17 protein-coding genes and 1 pseudogene are annotated in these 17,043 nt (G+C 66.1%); 15 read left to right on the top strand and 3 right to left on the bottom strand.

Annotated features, from left to right (window positions below):
* Positions 1-86 precede the first annotated feature (86 nt).
* The 7 genes and pseudogenes from AC1RPL_RS01970 to AC1RPL_RS01940 all read left to right on the top strand — a co-directional run bounded on the left by AC1RPL_RS01970 (position 87) and on the right by AC1RPL_RS01940 (position 5,835).
* Positions 87-2,396, top strand: coding sequence for an ATP-dependent helicase (locus AC1RPL_RS01970; RefSeq protein WP_493067572.1), 2,310 nt, complete (start codon positions 87-89; stop codon positions 2,394-2,396).
* A gap of 78 nt (positions 2,397-2,474) precedes the next feature.
* A complete protein-coding gene (locus AC1RPL_RS01965) occupies positions 2,475-2,795 on the top strand; it encodes a hypothetical protein (RefSeq protein WP_493067571.1) in 321 nt (106 codons plus the stop codon).
* 275 nt (positions 2,796-3,070) lie between these two features.
* A complete protein-coding gene (locus tag AC1RPL_RS01960) occupies positions 3,071-3,319 on the top strand; it encodes a type II toxin-antitoxin system Phd/YefM family antitoxin (protein WP_493067570.1) in 249 nt (82 codons plus the stop codon).
* A gap of 23 nt (positions 3,320-3,342) precedes the next feature.
* Positions 3,343-3,600: pseudogene (locus tag AC1RPL_RS01955) on the top strand (PIN domain-containing protein); the annotation flags it as partial.
* 13 nt (positions 3,601-3,613) lie between these two features.
* Positions 3,614-3,742, top strand: coding sequence for a hypothetical protein (locus AC1RPL_RS01950; protein ID WP_493069114.1), 129 nt, complete (start codon positions 3,614-3,616; stop codon positions 3,740-3,742).
* A gap of 42 nt (positions 3,743-3,784) precedes the next feature.
* Complete coding sequence (locus AC1RPL_RS01945; RefSeq protein ID WP_493067569.1) at positions 3,785-4,255, top strand: hypothetical protein; 471 nt, start codon at positions 3,785-3,787, stop codon at positions 4,253-4,255.
* Between the two features lie 95 nt (positions 4,256-4,350).
* Positions 4,351-5,835: a serine hydrolase domain-containing protein gene (locus AC1RPL_RS01940; protein ID WP_493067568.1), complete on the top strand. Its 1,485-nt coding sequence runs from the start codon at positions 4,351-4,353 to the stop codon at positions 5,833-5,835.
* Here AC1RPL_RS01940 and AC1RPL_RS01935 read toward each other — a convergent pair.
* Positions 5,832-7,985, bottom strand: coding sequence for a putative bifunctional diguanylate cyclase/phosphodiesterase (locus AC1RPL_RS01935; RefSeq protein WP_493069065.1), 2,154 nt, complete (start codon positions 7,983-7,985; stop codon positions 5,832-5,834). The genes AC1RPL_RS01940 and AC1RPL_RS01935 overlap by 4 nt on opposite strands.
* Positions 7,986-8,187: 202 nt before the next feature.
* Between AC1RPL_RS01935 and AC1RPL_RS01930 the strand changes: the two genes are divergently transcribed.
* Positions 8,188-8,988 (top strand): hypothetical protein, encoded by an 801-nt coding sequence (locus AC1RPL_RS01930; RefSeq protein ID WP_493067567.1) that lies wholly within the window; start codon positions 8,188-8,190, stop codon positions 8,986-8,988.
* Here the strand turns inward: AC1RPL_RS01930 and AC1RPL_RS01925 are convergent.
* A complete protein-coding gene (locus AC1RPL_RS01925; RefSeq protein ID WP_493067566.1) occupies positions 8,985-9,656 on the bottom strand; it encodes a hypothetical protein in 672 nt (223 codons plus the stop codon). The genes AC1RPL_RS01930 and AC1RPL_RS01925 overlap by 4 nt on opposite strands.
* A gap of 29 nt (positions 9,657-9,685) precedes the next feature.
* Positions 9,686-10,024, bottom strand: a complete 339-nt coding sequence (locus tag AC1RPL_RS01920) for a hypothetical protein (RefSeq protein ID WP_493067565.1) — start codon at positions 10,022-10,024, stop codon at positions 9,686-9,688.
* 388 nt (positions 10,025-10,412) lie between these two features.
* On the opposite strand from AC1RPL_RS01920, the gene AC1RPL_RS01915 reads away from it, so the two are divergent.
* The 7 genes from AC1RPL_RS01915 (at position 10,413) to AC1RPL_RS01885 (ending at position 16,948) form a co-directional block, all read left to right on the top strand.
* Positions 10,413-10,958, top strand: coding sequence for a glycine zipper 2TM domain-containing protein (locus tag AC1RPL_RS01915; RefSeq protein WP_493067564.1), 546 nt, complete (start codon positions 10,413-10,415; stop codon positions 10,956-10,958).
* Positions 10,959-11,088: 130 nt separating this feature from the next.
* Positions 11,089-11,625: a hypothetical protein gene (locus tag AC1RPL_RS01910; RefSeq protein ID WP_493067563.1), complete on the top strand. Its 537-nt coding sequence runs from the start codon at positions 11,089-11,091 to the stop codon at positions 11,623-11,625.
* A gap of 211 nt (positions 11,626-11,836) precedes the next feature.
* Complete coding sequence (locus AC1RPL_RS01905) at positions 11,837-12,697, top strand: alpha/beta fold hydrolase (RefSeq protein ID WP_493067562.1); 861 nt, start codon at positions 11,837-11,839, stop codon at positions 12,695-12,697.
* A 72-nt stretch (positions 12,698-12,769) separates the two neighbouring features.
* Positions 12,770-14,098, top strand: a complete 1,329-nt coding sequence (locus AC1RPL_RS01900) for an MFS transporter (protein WP_493067561.1) — start codon at positions 12,770-12,772, stop codon at positions 14,096-14,098.
* Positions 14,095-15,015, top strand: coding sequence for a cysteine synthase A (cysK, locus tag AC1RPL_RS01895; protein ID WP_493067560.1), 921 nt, complete (start codon positions 14,095-14,097; stop codon positions 15,013-15,015). The genes AC1RPL_RS01900 and cysK overlap by 4 nt, the downstream gene beginning before the upstream one ends.
* Before the next feature lie 73 nt (positions 15,016-15,088).
* Positions 15,089-15,403: a hypothetical protein gene (locus AC1RPL_RS01890; RefSeq protein ID WP_493067559.1), complete on the top strand. Its 315-nt coding sequence runs from the start codon at positions 15,089-15,091 to the stop codon at positions 15,401-15,403.
* Positions 15,404-15,520: 117 nt separating this feature from the next.
* Positions 15,521-16,948, top strand: coding sequence for a cell wall hydrolase (locus tag AC1RPL_RS01885; protein WP_493067558.1), 1,428 nt, complete (start codon positions 15,521-15,523; stop codon positions 16,946-16,948).
* The last annotated feature ends 95 nt before the right edge of the window (positions 16,949-17,043 follow it).

Below are 17,043 nucleotides of genomic sequence, written 5' to 3'. Positions count from 1 at the left end.
CATGACTCTTCTGTCGCATCGGCAGGCTGAAGCATCCGATACGGTGCGGCTTGCCTCGCCCGTCCGCGTTCCCTACCTGTTCACGCATGACCCTGCCCGTAGAGACCGACGCCAACGCTCCCTATCTGAGCGGCCTCAACCCGCCCCAGCGCGAAGCCGTGCTCACCGTGGACGGCCCGGTGCTCGTCCTGGCCGGCGCCGGCACGGGCAAGACCGCCGCGCTCACCGCCCGCCTCGCCCATCTCCTCTGGACCCGCCGCGCCTACCCGTCGGAGATCCTCGCCGTCACCTTCACCAACAAGGCGGCGCGCGAGATGAAGGAGCGCGTCGGCCGCCTCGTCGGCGATGCGGTGGAGGGCATGCCCTGGCTCGGCACCTTCCACGCGATCGGCGCCAAGATGCTGCGCCGCCACGCCGAGCTGGTCGGCCTGCAGAGCAACTTCACCATCCTCGACACCGACGACCAGATGCGCCTGATCAAGCAGCTCATCGTAGCCGCGGACCTCGACGAAAAGCGCTGGCCCGCCCGCCAGCTCGCCGGGCTGATCGACGAGTGGAAGAACAAGGGCCTCACGCCCGCGGAAGTCGGTGCCGGCGAGTCCGAGCGCTATGCGAACGGCCGCGGCGCCGCGCTCTACCATCTCTACCAGGAGCGGCTGAAGACGCTCAACGCCTGCGATTTCGGCGACCTGCTCCTCCACATGCTGGTGATCCTCAAGACCCACCGCGACGTGCTCGAGCTCTACCAGCAGCGCTTCCGCTACATCCTGGTCGACGAGTATCAGGACACCAACGCCGTCCAGTATCTCTGGCTGCGCCTGCTCGCCCAGGAGCGCAAGAACATCTGCTGCGTCGGCGACGACGACCAGTCGATCTATTCGTGGCGCGGCGCGCTGGTGGAGAACATCCTCAAGTTCGAGAAGGATTTTCCCGGCGCCAAGGTGATCAAGCTCGAGCAGAATTACCGTTCGACGCCGCACATCCTCGCCGCCGCCTCTGGCGTGATCGCCAATAATAGCGGCCGCCTCGGCAAGACGCTGTGGACCGACAAGGACCAGGGCGAGAAGGTCAAGGTGCTCGGCGTCTGGGACGGCCCCGAGGAAGCCCGCCGCGTCGGCGAGGAGATCGAGGGTGCCCAGCGCGGCGGCAAGAGCCTCGACGACATGGCGATCCTCGTCCGCGCCCAGCACCAGACCCGCGAGTTCGAAGACCGCTTCATCGCGATCGGCCTCAACTACCGCATCGTCGGCGGCTTCCGCTTCTACGAGCGCGCCGAGATCCGGGACGCCCTCGCCTATCTCCGCGTCGTCGCCCAGCCGGCGGACGACCTCGCCTTCGAGCGTATCGTCAACACCCCCAAGCGCGGCCTGGGCGACAAGGCCCTCGCCAAGGTCCACCAGCTCGCCCGCGCCCAAGGCGTGCCGCTCACCACTGCCGCCGCGCGCATCCTCGACACCGACGAGCTGACGCCCCAGGCCCGCCGTGCGCTCGGCAACCTCGTCGGCGACATGGCGCGCTGGCGCAGCATGGGCAACGACCTCCAGCACCCCGACCTCGCCCGCATCATCCTCGACGAGAGCGGCTACACCGCGATGTGGCAGGCCGATCGCACTGCCGAGGCCGCCGGCCGCCTCGAGAACCTCAATGAGCTCGTCCGCGCGATGGAGGAATATGAGAACCTAGGCGCCTTCCTCGAGCACGTTTCGCTCGTCATGGACAATGAGAACAACGCCGACGAGGCCAAGGTCACGATCATGACGATCCACGCCGCCAAGGGCCTGGAGTTCGACACCGTGTTCCTCGCCGGCTGGGAGGAAGGCATCTTCCCCTCGCAGCGCGCCCTCGACGAAGGCGGCCTCGCGTCATTGGAGGAGGAACGCCGCCTGGCCTATGTCGCGATCACCCGCGCCCGGCGGAAGGCGATCATCCTCCACGCCGCCAATCGCCGCATCTACGGCCAGTGGAACTCGTCCATCCCGAGCCGCTTCGTCGCCGAGCTGCCCGAGGCGCATATCGAGAGCGAAAGCACGATGACCGGCGGCGCGAGCCTGTGGCAGGCCAACTGGAGCGAACGCAGCGACCCCTTCGCGGACGTGGGCAGAGGCACCGGCCGAGGCCCGGGCTGGCAGCGCGCCGCGGGCGTCGACATGAAGAACCCCGGCGGCGGGTTTACGTCCAGGACCTTCACCCGCGAACCCGCCCGCGTGGTGGAGAGCCGCGCGAGCGCAGTAAGCTTCGGCGCCAAGCCCCGCGACGACCTGTCGCTCGGGCTGCGCGTGTTCCACCAGAAGTTCGGCTACGGCACGATCGCCGAGATCGAAGGCAACAAGCTCGAGATCGACTTCGAGCAGGCCGGGCGGAAGCGGGTTATGGATAGTTTTGTTACGGTGGGGTGAGCGATGGCTCAGGCGGTATTTTATTCATGGTAGAGCGATCTGAGTGCAAGGGAGACGCGGTCTATTATTCGGGAAGCAATGGTAGCGGCCATTGCTGAATTGGCGGCTCAATTTGAGGAAGCCGATCGACCGGAGATCGATCACGATACACGCGGCGTTGCTGGCTCTCCGGAGATCGTGGCCACTATCTTGGCAAAGATCGATGCGGCTGCTGTTTTTGTTGCGGATGTCACGCCGATAGCCGTGAGCGACGGTGGGAAGCATTTGCCGAACCCGAATGTGTCAATCGAGCTAGGCTATGCGAAGAAATCCCTGACACCCGATAGGGTTATTACCGTTTCGAACACTGCAATCGCCGGTTCGAAGGAAACTGATTTGCCTTTTCGATATGCGGCATAGAAGGGGTCCCATTAGTTTTGAGCTCCCAGTCGGGGCAAGTAAGACGGAGCTACGTGAACAGCGAGAAAATCTTACGCGGCAGCTCGTGGAAGCTAGTCGCGATGTGGATCTATTCACCGGCTGGCTTGCCGCCGGCGTCTCGTGAGGAATTCGACGCAGCGCGCCGTTGAAACTACGAGGCGCAGAACTCCGTTTCGACGCAAAGTATTCTAATCTCTGTATGGCTCGCGATATCCTTATATAGTCACGAACCTAGTCAGGAGCCCTCCACCGCCATGGAACGCATCAACCTGGCCGACGCCAAGGCGCGCCTCAGTGAGATCGTCGATCGGGTCGAGGCGGGCGAGAGCATCGAGATCGTCCGGCACGGCAAGCCCGCTGCGCGGCTCGTGCCCGCCGAGGTCGAGCGCGAGTGGAAGCCAGTTGACGTAGAAGCGCTGCGCAAGTTGCACGCGCAAATGCCCATTCAACAGGAATCCGCCGGGGAATTCGTCCGCCGTATGCGCGACGACGCGCGCTATTGAGCTGTTATCTCGACACGTCGGCGGTGGTCGCTGCTCTTGTCGCGGAACCGCATTCGCCAGCGGTGCTCGGCTGGTTCGAGACTGTGGAGCCGGGAACGGTTTTCGTCAGCGAGTGGAGCCATACGGAAGTTGCGAGTGCGTTGTCGCTCAAGGTTCGCACCGGCGCGCTGACGCCTGAGTTGCGTGCGGCCGCCGCCAGTGCCTGGCAAGCGATGCATAGCGGCAACTTCCCGACGCTGGCGGTGCTTCCGGATCATTTCGACGCGGCGGCCCGTTTCGCGAGCCAGCAAAGCCTTGGCCTTCGCGCCGGCGACGCGCTGCATCTGGCGATCGCGCTTGAAGGGCGGACACAGCCTCGTCACGCTCGACCAGCGCGTGGCCGATGCCGCACTCGAACTCGGCGTGCCGGTGAAGCGGATCTGATTTCGCTTTAAATGTAGGAAATCGTCTGTTCTACACTCGTAGATGGACGACTCTTCCACCCCCAATCCGCCCGAAGACGACGGCCCGAGCTCGCTCGACTTCACCCCCGTCCCGCTTGCCCGCGTCCACCATAATGGCTGGACCGAGCGGCGGCAGCGCGACTTCATCACCGCGCTCGCTGCGATGGGATCGGTGCGCCACGCCTGCCGTGCAGTCGGCAAGACGCGGCAGTCCGCCTACAAGCTGCGTGAACGCCCCGGTGCCGAAAGCTTCGCCTCTGCCTGGGATTTCGCGCTCAGCATCGGCTATTGCGACGCCTTCGACCGGGCACTGGAGCGCGCCACCCGCGGCGTCACCACGCCGCGCTTCTACAAGGGCAAGCAGGTCGGCACGCGCCACCGCATCGACTGGCGCCTCGCCATGGCGGCGCTCAATGGAGACCCGCCCGTCCCCTCGCAGCTGCGCAAGAATGTTGCGAGATGCGATGCGTTCGCGGGAACTGTGTCAACCTAAGGCCGCCTCGCACCACGATGTGTATTGCAAAACCAAAACACCCTTGACGCGCCCAGCGCTACAAATGTAGCCTCGTTCGCGAAGGGAAACTCTCCATGCAGCTTGCCACGACCGTCTTGAGCCTGAACCGCCGCCAGCTCCTCGCGCTGATGCCCGCCACCGCCGGCGTCGCGCTCCTGCCCGGCATCGCTCGCGCCGCAGCGGCGGCGGATCCGGTCCAGGCGCTGGTCGAGGATTTCGTGGCGAGCGGCAAGGCGCCGGGCCTCTCGGTCGCGGTGATCCAGGACGGCAAGACGCGCTTCTACAATGCCGGCATGCTCTCGCGCACGGGCAACGCCCCCACGACCGAGCACAGCGTCTTCGAGATCGGCTCGATCTCCAAGACCTTCACCTCGCTGATCCTCGCCCATGCCATCCGCGAGGGCCGCGCCAGCCTCGCCGACGATGTCCGCAAGCATTTGCCGCCGGGCTATGACAATCTCGCCAAGGACGGCCGCGCGATCACATTGCGCGACCTGGTCACCACCACCTCGGCCCTGCCCGACAACATCCCCGACTGGATGGCGACCATGGGCAAGCTGCCGATAAGCGAGCTCGCCGCGGCGGTGGCGAAGCTGCTCGCCGCCTATGACACGCCGACCTTCCTCGCCGACCTCAAGCGCGCGCAGCTGGTCGACGTCCCCGGCCATCTGCCGCGCCATTCCAATACCGCCTCGCAGCTTCAGGGCGTGCTGGTCGAGCGGCTCTATGGCCAGCCCTATGACGCGCTGCTCGCTCGCTTCATCGAGAAGCCGTTCGGCATGCGCGCCGGTGGCGGCTCGGTGCCGGCCGGGCTGTTCGCCACCGGCCATTCGTCGAACGGCGTGCCCGCGCCGCTCCTCGACATGCCGGTGATCCGCGCGGCGGGTGGCCTGCATTATTCGGCCACGGACATGGCGAGGTACCTCGCGGCCCAGATCGCCGCCAGCGATCCCGCCATCGCCCTCACCCACCAGCCGCTGTTCGGCTCGCCCCAGACCAGCGAGATCGGCTTCCACTGGGTGATCGGCAAGACCGCCGACAGCCAGGCCTATCTGCGCCATTCGGGCGGCACGCTCGGCTTCTCCAGCTATTGCGACTTCTATCCGGCCCAGCGCTACGGCGTCGTCGTCCTGGCCAACAGCGCGGGGGCGCAGAATACCGGCCAGGCGCTCGCCGATGCGATTCACGAGGCATTGTTCGGCCCGCCCAAGGGGCTGAAGGCGCTGGAAGCGGCACTCGAGGCGAGCGGCTATGCCGATGTCCCCGGCACGATCGCGGCGACCAGGGCGCGCTTCCCAGAGCTCAACCTGAACGAGGATTATGTGAACGCCTGGGGCTATCGCAAGCTAAAGGCCGCGCCGCTGGCCGCCCGCGGCCTGTTCGCCTGGAACGCCGCGCAGAATCCGGACAGCTGGAATGCGCATGACAGCCTGGCCGAGGCGCTCGCCGCCACCGGCGACACGGCCGGCGCGATCCGGGAGTACAAGCGCTCGCTCGAACTCAATCCGGGCAACAGCAATGGCGCGGAGGCGCTCGCGAAGCTCGAGAAGGGAGGCTAGACTTCGATCCCGTTCCATTCGGTGATCGTGTGGAAAGCCGGCATCGCCAACGCGCCCTCGGCGGTCTTGGCAACCAGGTTGTTGCCCTGGTGCTGCAGCCCCGCCTCGGTCAGCACCCGCGGCGAGACGCGGTGGCGGGTGGTGAGCACGCCTTGCGCGTCCTCGACCAGCGGCTGCTCGAACTCGATGCCCTGCTGGTGGTTCATCGCGCGGCGGACGATGGCGACGGCCATCTGCCCCTCGCCCAGGTCCACGACGAACTGCGTGCCCTCCGGCACATCGACGATCCCGTCGATCAGCGCGCCGGAAGCCGAGACGTTCTTGAGCACGGCCGAGTAATAATGGTTGTCGTGGATCACCCCGACCTTGCGGAAGGTGGTGTGGCGGATGTGGCGCTGGCGGGCGGGCCCCTGGGGCTGGATCACCCATTTGCCGCCCTGGAAATTGCCGGTCAGCTCGCCATTGGCCACGGCGCGGCTGTAGAGGAAGCCCTGGATATGGCTGACGTTGAGCCGGCGCATCGTCTCGAGCTGGTCGAAGCTCTCGATGCCCTCGGCCGTGGTCTCCATGCCCAGTGCATTGGCGAGCGCAACGATCGCGGCGATGATCGCCTGGTTGCGGGCGCCCTCTTCGGTGGTGCCGCGGACGAAGCTCTGGTCGATCTTGATCTTGTCGAACGGCGCAGTGCGCAGATAGCCCAGCGAGGAATAGCCGGTGCCGAAATCGTCCAGCGCCAGCCGCACGCCCAGCCGCTTCAATGCGGCGAAGCGCGCATCGGTCTCCACCGTGTCGCCCAGGAACACGCTCTCGGTGATCTCCAGCTCCAGCCGCTCGGGCTTTAGGCCGGAAGTGGCCAGCGCGCTCATCACGATGGCGGGCAGCGCGTCGCTGGCGAACTGGATCGGCGAGACGTTGACTGCGATGCGCAGCTCACCCGGCCAGCTCGCCGCATCGGCACAGGCCTGGCGCAGCGTCCATTCGCCGAGCTGCGGGATCAGGTTCGCATCCTCGGCGATCGGAATGAAGATCGATGGCGAGATCCGCCCGCGCTTGGGGTGGTTCCAGCGCAGAAGCGCCTCGAAACCGGTGACCTCTTCGCTCTTTGCGCCGACGATTGGCTGGTAGTGGACCGCCATCTCGCCCTTGGCCAGCGCATCGAGCAGGTCGTGCTCGAGCGCGCGGCGATCCTCGGCGGCCTGGAGCAGGTCGGAGGAGAAGAAGCGCGCCCGGCCCCTGCCCGCGCCCTTGGCGGCATAGAGCGCCAGGTCGGCGTTGCGCACCAGCTCGTCGCTGGTCGCGCCGTCATAGGGGCTCACCGCGATGCCGATCGAGGCGCCGATCAGGCAGCGGCTGCCGTTGATCGTATAGGGATGCGAAAGCGATTCGATGATCCGGTTGGCGAGATCGGAGAGGCCGACGCGGTTGTGCGCATCGGGCAGGATCACCTGGAACTCGTCGCCGCCCATCCGGGCGATCTGCTCGACATTGCCGACGATGGTCGAGAGCCGCTCGGCGACTTGCTTGAGCAGCGCGTCGCCCACCGGATGGCCCAGGCTGTCGTTGATCGCCTTGAAGCGGTCGAGGTCGATCAGCATCAGTGCGCAGGCGCGCTCCTGGCTGCGAAAGGCGGCGATCGTGCTGTCGAGCAGATTGCTCATCCGGCGGCGGTTGGGCAGCCCGGTGAGCGGATCGTACATGGCGAGCCGGTTGCTCTCATGCGTGGCCTGCTGTTCCCTGGTGACGTCGACGCCGTGGCCCAGAAAGCCGCTGAAATTGCCACGGGCATCGCGCGTCGGCTGGCCGGACAACGCCCACCAGCGCTCTTCGCCCACCATATCCACCATCAATGGGACCGCGTCGAACCGCGCCTGGCGTGCCATCTGGAAGGGCATGGTGCGCCGGCGTTCGGCATCGGCCTCGTCATTGGCGTTGCGGAACAGCGAGATCAGGTCGCGGCCGATTAACGCGTCGGGCTCTTGGCCGAGCGAACGCGCCGCGCCTTCGCTGATATAGGTGATCTGGCCCTCGGTATCGGTCGCCCAGAACCAGCCCAGGTCCATCGCTTCATAATTGCGGAAGAGGCGCAGATGCTCGGCCGCCGCCGGGTCGGCCCCGTTCCTGCGTACAAATGGCACGCTCACGCCGCCCATCCTGGCTGCCGCCCCGCTCCTGCCGGTCATTCCAATCCCGCCCGTATCAATCCCACACGGTTGGTACGTCCGGGACCCTTTAGGTTTTGTGAAGCCAGTGACGAGACGGCCGGGGAAACGCTCGTCGTACCGCGCGTTCCCCTGTGATAGCGACGTATCCTAAACAATTTCGAAGGACCCGAACATGCGCCTGACGCTGTCCATGACCCTGCTTGCTTCCGCGGTCCTTTCCGGCCCCGCCTTCGCCCAGTCAGTGCCGTCCGACGTCGCCGATCTGGTCGGCGCCCGTGCGGCCGGCGGCGAGACGCAGCTCCAGGCGCGTGGTTATGCCTTCGTCACGGTCAACACCGTGCGCGACACCAAATGGTCGTTGTGGTGGAGCGATCGCCAGCGCCAGTGCATCCAGGTCGCCACCAGCGAGGGCCGCTATTCGACGATCCAGCGCGTGCCCGAGGCGAATTGCAACCAGAGCAGCGGCGCGCCGCGTCCGGATTACGGCCCGGCACCGTCGCGCCCCGATTACGGCCCGCCCCCAGGGCGTCCGGGTGGCCCCGGCTATGGCGACGGGCCGGGCTCCGGCGATCGCTACGGCTCCTCGATCACGCTGATCTGCTTCGGCGGCGGCAGCACGCTCGCTACGCAATACCAGTCGGGCTATGTCTATAATTCGCGCAGCCATCGCTTCGAGCCGCAATATGGCACCACGCTGGGCCGTGAGGGCTTCGCCTCGGACCTGCAGATCGAGATCTGGCATGGCCGCGGCCGCATCCGGCCCGACGGCAAGCTGGTCTCGCCAATCCATTCGGGCGGGGACAATGGCTGGTGGGACATCCAGAACCTGGTGGTCACGCCCGATCGCATTACCGGCGAGTATCGGATGAACGGGCTGAACAAGCCGAAGTTCGAGATCGATCGCCGCACCGGCACGATCCGCATCCGCGCCGCGACCAACTTCACCGGCCGCTGCCAGGCAGGCGACTGGCGCGGCGGCGGCGGGTTCTAGGCGATCAGCGACGCGAGCAGCACAAAGGCAACCACGCAGGCGATCATCGCCAGCGTGGCGATGCCGAAGCCGTGCAATCGCGATACGCCCAGCATGCGCGCGAACCACAGGCTCTGCAGTCCGCCGTACCAAAGAAAGGCCCCGATCGTGATCGCCAGTCCAGCGATGGTCACGCCGGGCCCCGCATGCATCTGGGTGGCGAGCGAGCCGACGCCCAGCACCAGCGCGAACACGCCGGTGGGATAGCATTGCGAGTAGAAGGGCTGCTTCAGGCTGTCGCGGGTCAGCGGCTGCTTCTGTCGGTGCAGCAACGCAACCGCCATGATCAGCGGGAAGACCGCGAAGAAGATCAACCGCATCAGGAGCAGGCTGGTATCGTCGCTCACCAGCGCGGCCAGGCCCCGCTTGTTCGTGACGATCTCGCTTTGCCCCACCACCGCCAGCTCGATCGCGTGGCTCAGCAACAGCGTGAGCAGCAGGAAGATCGGCGGGCTGAGTACGTCCGGATATTGCTGCTCGGGCGCGTCCTGCAATTCGCTATCGGCATAGGCCATCATCGCGAAGGGCCGCCGGATCGTGCGCCACAGGGTCACCGGGTAGAAGACAAGCCAGGTGATGATCTCGTAGAGCAGGTCGTCGAGCGACTTGAGGAACTGCATGAAGATCATGGCTGTGGTTTGAGCACAATCCGATGGGGTCAGGCCACCGCCATCAGCGTTTCGCCCTGGTATTTTTCGAGGCTCGGATCGAACAGCTTGCTCGGCTCGAACGTCCGCTCAAGCACGGCCAGGTCCTTGAGCCCGTCCAGCTTGAACGTGCCGACCTTCTCCTCGCGCGGCGGCAGGCCGTCCTTGGAGACGACCACCGCATCGACGTGGAGGGCGCCGTGCTTGGTGTAAAGGATGTGCGGCGCGAGGATCATCGCCACCCGGTTATAGGTGGCCGACAGGCATTTCTGGCGCACGATCCCTTCCAGGACCATCGGCGTGGTCGCGGCGGGAGCAGGGTTCGGATCGGTTTCGTGATTCAAGAGCATCGCGCCTTATGGCAAATTATGCTGCGCCGCAGCAAGGCTTTGGCTTTCAATGTAGGATTCCGTCTGAAATAGAATGGTCGATGCACCGGACCTCTCCCTTTCTCGACCACGCAGCTGCCGGGTTCTCGTGTCGATTTCTCGGCCAACGATCCAGCGCGAGGCAGGTTGCGCGGCGCCTCGCGCATAGGTGTCGAGACTTTTGGCTTCCGTCCCCCGCACGCGTGTGGAGAGTCAAGGGATTCAACATTTTTGGCTTTGGCCGGCCTCGCTTCGCCACGCATCGTTGCGGGTTCGGCGCGCTGGTGCCGTCCGTTCAGCACGGCTTCACGCACGTTTCCGGAACGTTTCGGGGTCCCTGGCCGTATGCCTTTGGGAAGGAGAGACCATGATGAAGCATCTGATAACCCTCGCCGCTGCAGCCGCTGCAGCAACCATTGCGGTGGCTGCCCCGGCCTCGGCGCAGCGCGCGCCGGTCTATGGCGGCGCATCCGACGAAGAGGCGCGCTTCGATGTCGCCCAGCAGCGGTTCGAGCGCGAATATGACCAGTTCCAGCAGGCGCTCGAGCGCTACCGCGCTTACAAGTCGCGCCCGGTTGGCCCTCCGCCCCCGCCCCCGCCGCGCGGCGGCTATTCGGGGTATGATTCGCGAGATGAAGACTATTACGATCCGTCGCGTGACTATCGCGCGCCGCCCCCGGGCTATCAGGATCGGGTGCTGAGCCAGGACGACCGCGTCTATCGCGGCCAGGACGGCAAATATTATTGCAAGCGCTCGGACGGCACGACCGGCCTGATTGTCGGTGCCGCGGCGGGCGGCCTGTTCGGCAACATCATCGCCGGCGGCCGTTCGAAGACGCTAGGCACGGTGCTCGGTGCCGTCGCCGGCGGCGCGCTCGGCAATGCCGCGGACCGCGATTCGGTTCGCTGCCGCTGATATGGGGCACCCCGCCGCGATTTGCGGCGGGGACCTCCGTAGCTTTCCCGATGGGGGTAGCTCCGGAGCCGCGGTTTCACGGCAACGCAGGCATAATGGCGTCAAATCGGGGCATATGAGGAGTCGCGAAATGCCCGTGGAACGCGTGCTCAGGCAGCACGGCCACATTCTTGCCAATGCCGATACGCTCGAGACGCTGATCTCGGGTCCGCGGCCGGCCAATGACGATGGGCTGGCGTTCCGGCGCTGGCTGTTCACGCGTGACCTGTTGCTCCATTTCGCCAAGATGGAGGGCCAGGTCTATGGTCCGCTGATGGACGGTGCCAGCGGCGATGCCGCAGGCGTCGCGAGCCATGCAAGCGCCGAAACAGCGGCGCTGGTCGCCGACTTCCGCGAGCATGTCGCGCGCTGGCAGGGCATCCCCAGCGAAGTGCATTGGGAAACCTATGCCCGGTCGTGCCGCTGGCTTCTCAACCGCATCCGCGACCGGCTGGAAGGCGAAGCGGCGCAGATCGTGCCGCTGCTCGCCCGCCTGCCGAGCGCGGTGGACGGGGCCTGCCTGGGCAAGCCCGATCACCGCTATGTCGCCGATGCATGGGAAATACGCGCCATGATCCTCGGAGACGGCGCGAACGACGCCGGCCTGGGCAACCCCCAGGCGGCGTGATTTCGGATCAATGCCAGAAGATCAGAAGCAGCAGGATGATCGGAATCGGAATGCCCAGCAGCCACAACAAAATGCCCTTACCCATCTGACCTCTCCAAGTGGTTGGTTTCGATAGCGAAAGAACCCCTGTCGGCCGTGCTGGTTCCGGCGGAAAAATGGAACGGTGATTGGCGCGGGTGGTTCAGGAGGCTCCCCTAGCAAGGAACATCCCATGCCCAAGATCAAGACCCGTGACGGCACCGAACTCTATGTAAAGGATTGGGGCTCCGGCCGTCCCGTCGTGCTGATCCATGGCTGGCCGCTTTCGGCCGACAGCTGGGATCCGGTGGCGCTGAAGCTGGCGGATGCCGGCTACCGCGCCATCGCCTATGACCGCCGCGGCTTCGGCCGCTCGGATCAGCCCTGGGATGGCTACAGCTATGACGGCCTCGCGGACGATCTGGCCGATGTGCTGCAGGAAACCGGCGCTACCGACGACGTGTCGCTGGTCGGCTTCTCGATGGGCGGCGGCGAAGTCGCCCGCTACATGTCGCGCCACGGCGGCAGGGGCGTGCGCTCCGCGGCGCTGGTCAGCTCGGTGGTGCCCTATATGCCGCAGGGCGACGACAATCCGGACGGCGTGCCGGTCGAGCAGCTCCAGGCGATCGCCAAGTCGGTGGAGGAGGATCGGGCCAAATTCTTCGGGACCTTCTTCAAGCAGTTCTACGGCGTCGGGCTGATCGCCACCCCGGTCAGCGAGGAAACCCGCCAAGCCTCGTTCAACGTCGCGATGACCGCCAGCCTCAAGGCGACGCTCGCCTGTGCCGAGTCGTTCGGCTTCACCGATTTCCGCCCGGACCTGGCGGCGTTCCAGGTGCCGACGTTGGTGATCCACGGCAATGGCGACACGATCGTCCCGCACCAGATCGGCAAGCGCGCGGCGTCGGGTATCTCCAATGCGCAATATGTCGAATATGATGGCGAGCCGCACGGCCTGTTCGCCACCGCCACGGACAGGCTCATCAAGGATCTGCTGACGTTCCTCGGTGGGACGGTGTCTCGGGCCGAACCCAAGGCCGAAATCCTGGCCTGATAGGCCTGCTTGGCGCTTCCCGGCGCAATCGCTCGTTGCGGTCGCGTTGTGGAAGCGCTTAGAGGCATGGCCATGGCTGCCGCACATCACCCGTTCGCCGTTCCGAATTTCCGCTATTATTTCCTCGCCCGCCTCTCGACCACGCTCGGGCAGATGGCGATGGTCATCGTCATCGGTTGGCAGGTGTACGACATCGCCCGCCGAACGATGAGCGTGAAGGAAGCCGCGTTCCAGCTCGGCCTGATCGGCGTTGCGCAGTTCCTGCCCTTGCTGTTCCTCTCGCTCTTCGCCGGTTGGGTGGCCGATCGGCTCGACCGGCGATGGCTCGCCCGGGCCGCCGTGGCGCTCGAAGCATTCTGCGCGATCAGCCTGGGCGTGCTCACTTATACCGGCGCGATCAGCCTGCCCTGGCTGTTCGGCATCGCCGCCCTGCTCGGGGTGGCGCGTGCCTTTGCCAGCCCGGCGCTGAGCGCGCTTTCGCCGAACCTCGTGCCCAAGGCGATCCTTCCCACTGCGATCGCGCTCAGCTCGCTCTCCTGGCAGATCGGCACCGTGATCGGCCCGGCAATGGGCGGCTATCTCTATGCGGGTGCCGACTGGCTTCCCTATGCCGTGGCGGGCGGCTTGTTCGTGCTGTCCTTCATCCTGTTGATGTTGATCGGCCAGGTGCCGCGCAGCGCGGCCAAGTTCAGCGGCAGCCCCTGGGCGCAGATGATCGACGGACTCCATTATGTCCGCCGCAACCGGCTGGTACTCGGCGCCATCTCGCTCGACCTGTTCGCGGTGCTGCTCGGCGGCGCGACCGCGATGCTGCCGATCTATGCCCGCGACATCCTCCAGGTGGGCTCCGCGGGCCTGGGTCATCTGCGTGCGGCGCCGGCCGTGGGCGCCGTCGTTACCGCGGTCTATTTCTCTTGGCGGCCGCTGAAATATGATGTCGGCGTAAAGATGCTGGTGGCGGTGGGCCTGTTCGGCCTCGCCACCGTCGCCTTTGGCCTTTCCGCCCCCTTGCTGCTGCCACTGCTTGGTCCCTCCGCGATCGGCAGCGACCTGTCCCCCGCGGTGCTGCTCGCGCTTGGCGCTCTGTTCATCGTCGGCGCGGCCGACATGGTTTCGGTCTATGTCCGGCAGTCGCTGATCCAGCTTTACACGCCCGACGAGATGCGCGGCCGCGTAGGGGCGGTCTCCACCCTCTTCATTTCGGGTTCGAACGAGCTTGGCGAGGCCGAATCAGGCTTCCTCGCCGCGCTGATCGGTCCGGTCGCCGCAGTGGTGGGCGGCGGCATTGGCGCCGTGCTTGTCACGCTGGCATGGGCCAAGCTATTTCCGGAGCTCAGGCGGGCTCGTACCTTCGATCCCCCGGCCAATCTCGAGATTCCTCCCAAGGAGATGACGACATGAAGGCCAACACGATCCTCGAGACGATCGGCAACACGCCGCACATCCGGGTGAGCAAGCTGTTCCCGGATGCCGAGGTGTGGATCAAGTCCGAGCGGACCAACCCCGGCGGCTCGATCAAGGACCGCATCGCGCTCGCCATGATCGAGGCGGCGGAAAAGGACGGCAACCTGAAGCCCGGCGGCACGATCGTCGAGCCGACCAGCGGCAATACCGGCGTGGGCCTGGCGATGGTGGCCGCGGTGAAGGGCTACAAGCTCGTCCTGGTGATGCCCGAGAGCATGAGCGTCGAGCGGCGCCGGCTGATGCTGGCCTATGGCGCGACCTTCGACCTCACCCCGCGTGAAAAGGGCATGAAGGGTGCGATCGAGCGGGCCATGGAGATCGTCGAGACGACGCCCGGCGCCTGGATGCCGCAACAGTTCGAGAACCCGGCGAACATCGACGTGCATCACCGCACGACGGCGCAGGAGATCCTCAACGACTTCGCCGACACGCCGATCGACGTGGTCGTCACCGGCGTCGGCACCGGCGGGCACATCACCGGCGTAGCGGAGACGCTGAAAAAGGCCTGGCCCAACGTGAAGGTCTATGCCGTCGAGCCCGAACTCTCTCCGGTGATCTCGGGCGGCCAGCCCGGTCCGCACCCGATCCAGGGCATCGGCGCCGGCTTCGTACCGCGCAACCTCCACACCGACGCGATCGACGGCGTGATCAGGGTCGATGCCGGCGTCGCCAAGGACATGGCCCGCCGTGCTGCACGCGAGGAAGGCATGCTCGTGGGCATCTCTTCCGGGGCGACTCTGGCAGCTATTTTGCAGAAACTGCCCGACCTTCCCGAGGGCGTTCGGGTACTAGGGTTCAATTATGATACAGGTGAGCGCTATTTGAGCGTTCCTGACTTCCTTCCGGAGAGCTGAGGCACTGGAATTAACTCTGGATTAACGCTAGCTTTCCCGAGTCGGGGAAAACGTCGTTTCCGGGGGGAACTTCGTGCGTAATGCAATGATCCTGGTGAGCCTTTTGCTCGCCGTATATCTGGGGTGGCCGCTAGTTTCCGGGGGGAAGCAGCGCGGGCTGGAAACGCCAGCCGAGGCGCATGGCGTCTCGGCCGCCCCAGTTTCACCCAAACATGCCAAGCCGGCAGCGCTTGCTGCCGCGTCGGCGCCTGCCCGTCCGGAGAGCTGCTACAAGCGCTACCAGCGCGAAGTGAAGCTGTGCACCGGCGAGGCTACGTCCGCAGCGTGCAAGCTTGGCGCGGCGGACCATTGGGACATGTGCGAAGTGACCGGCTTCTGGCCCGACTGAGTCGGGTGCCAGGCTGAACGAACCGCACTGCGTTCCGGCGCCGCGTAGTTTGTGTGCGGCGTTCCGGCGGCGCAATGGTTCCCTGATCGCAACTTCTGCGTTATGGGCGGCGACCCCATGCCGACCCTTCCCTTCCTTCGCACCTCCACTGCCCCATCGCTGGGCGTGCCGCCGCTGCTCGCGGCACTGCTCGGCCTGGTCGTGCTCGTCGCGATCGCCGTGCCGCTCTGGCTCGTCGTCCACACGCCGCGCGTGACGGTGCACAAGCGCGGGCCGGTGGTGGTGTCGCACCGCGTGGTGCCCGCGACCGAGCTGCCGCCGGTCGAGCCGGTCGAGCTGCAGACCGTAGACCCCGACGATGCGCGTGCCTTCAACGCGACCATCCCCTTTTCCACCCTGCCCAACCCCGCGGCGCGGCCCTTCCGCATCTTCGGCGAGGAAATCAGCCGCGCCCGCGCCGTCGATTGCCTGGCCGCCGCCGTCTATTACGAGGCCGGCGACGATGCGGTGGGTGAGAAGGCGGTGGCGCAGGTGATCATCAACCGCATGCGCCACCCAGCCTTTCCCAAGACGATCTGCGGTGTCGTTTTCCAAGGCTCCGAGCGCTCGACCGGCTGCCAGTTCACCTTCAGCTGCGACGGCGCGATCCTGCGCTACACGCCGACGGCCGCGGCCTGGGAGCGTGCCCGCTACATCGCTCGCGTCGCGCTGAATGGCAGCGTGTACGACGCCGTCGGCCATGCGACGCATTACCATACCGACTGGGTGGTGCCCTATTGGAGCACCAGCCTCGAGAAGATCACCGAGGTCCACACCCACCTGTTCTTCCGCTGGGCCGGCTGGTGGGGTACGCCGCCCGCCTTCAACCGCGCTTATGCCGGCGTGGAGCCCAATATCGCGCTGATGTCGCGGCTGTCGCCCAACTTCCAGGGCGACCCGACGCTCGAGGCGCTGCTGCCAGGCGCGGTCGGCACCGATGGCGCGTTCATCGACCCCGCCTCGATCCCGCAAAGCGCGGTGCCCGCGCCGATGGCGGCCGAGGGAGGCGGCGAATCGAACAACTTCATGCTGACCCTGCCCAAGGGCATGAACCCTGACGCCTTCGCGGCGCTGGCGATCCGGACCTGCGGCGAGCGACCCTATTGCAAGTTCATGGCCTGGGCCGACCCGAAGCAGACCCCGGCCAAGCTGCCGCTGGCCAGCAGCCAGGTCGCGACCCTGTCGTTCAGCTATCTGCGCGACGAGACGCAGGGTTTTGCCAAGGCGCTATGGAACTGCGCCCAGTTCCGCCGCCCGAGCCCGGTGCAATGCATGCGCGCCCAGTTGCCTGAGCCGGTGGTGGCGGCGACGCCACTGCCTGGCGCCACGCCTGTTCCCGGTCCGACACCGCTAAGCGGCGTGCGGCGCAAGGGGGACGCGGTGGTGGCCCCGCCCGTCGCCGCGCCGACCAATGTGCCTGCGCAGGGCAAGGGGACGGTGAGCTTCACCCTGCCCGCTCCCAAGCCTTCGCCTACGCCGCGGCCTACGCCCGAGGCGACGCGCTGAGGGCAAAGTACACGAAGTGCACGCCTGGAGCGGGTTTCGTGCGGGGCTAATTTCCCTCTTTTCCCGGAAACGCCGCGCATCTCGCAATTTTGTTG

It is taken from the genome of Sphingomonas sp. GW821-FHT12D09 (assembly GCF_058807215.1).
Note: the sequence above shows the minus strand (reverse complement) of the source record. Positions and strands in the feature narration are given on the sequence as shown.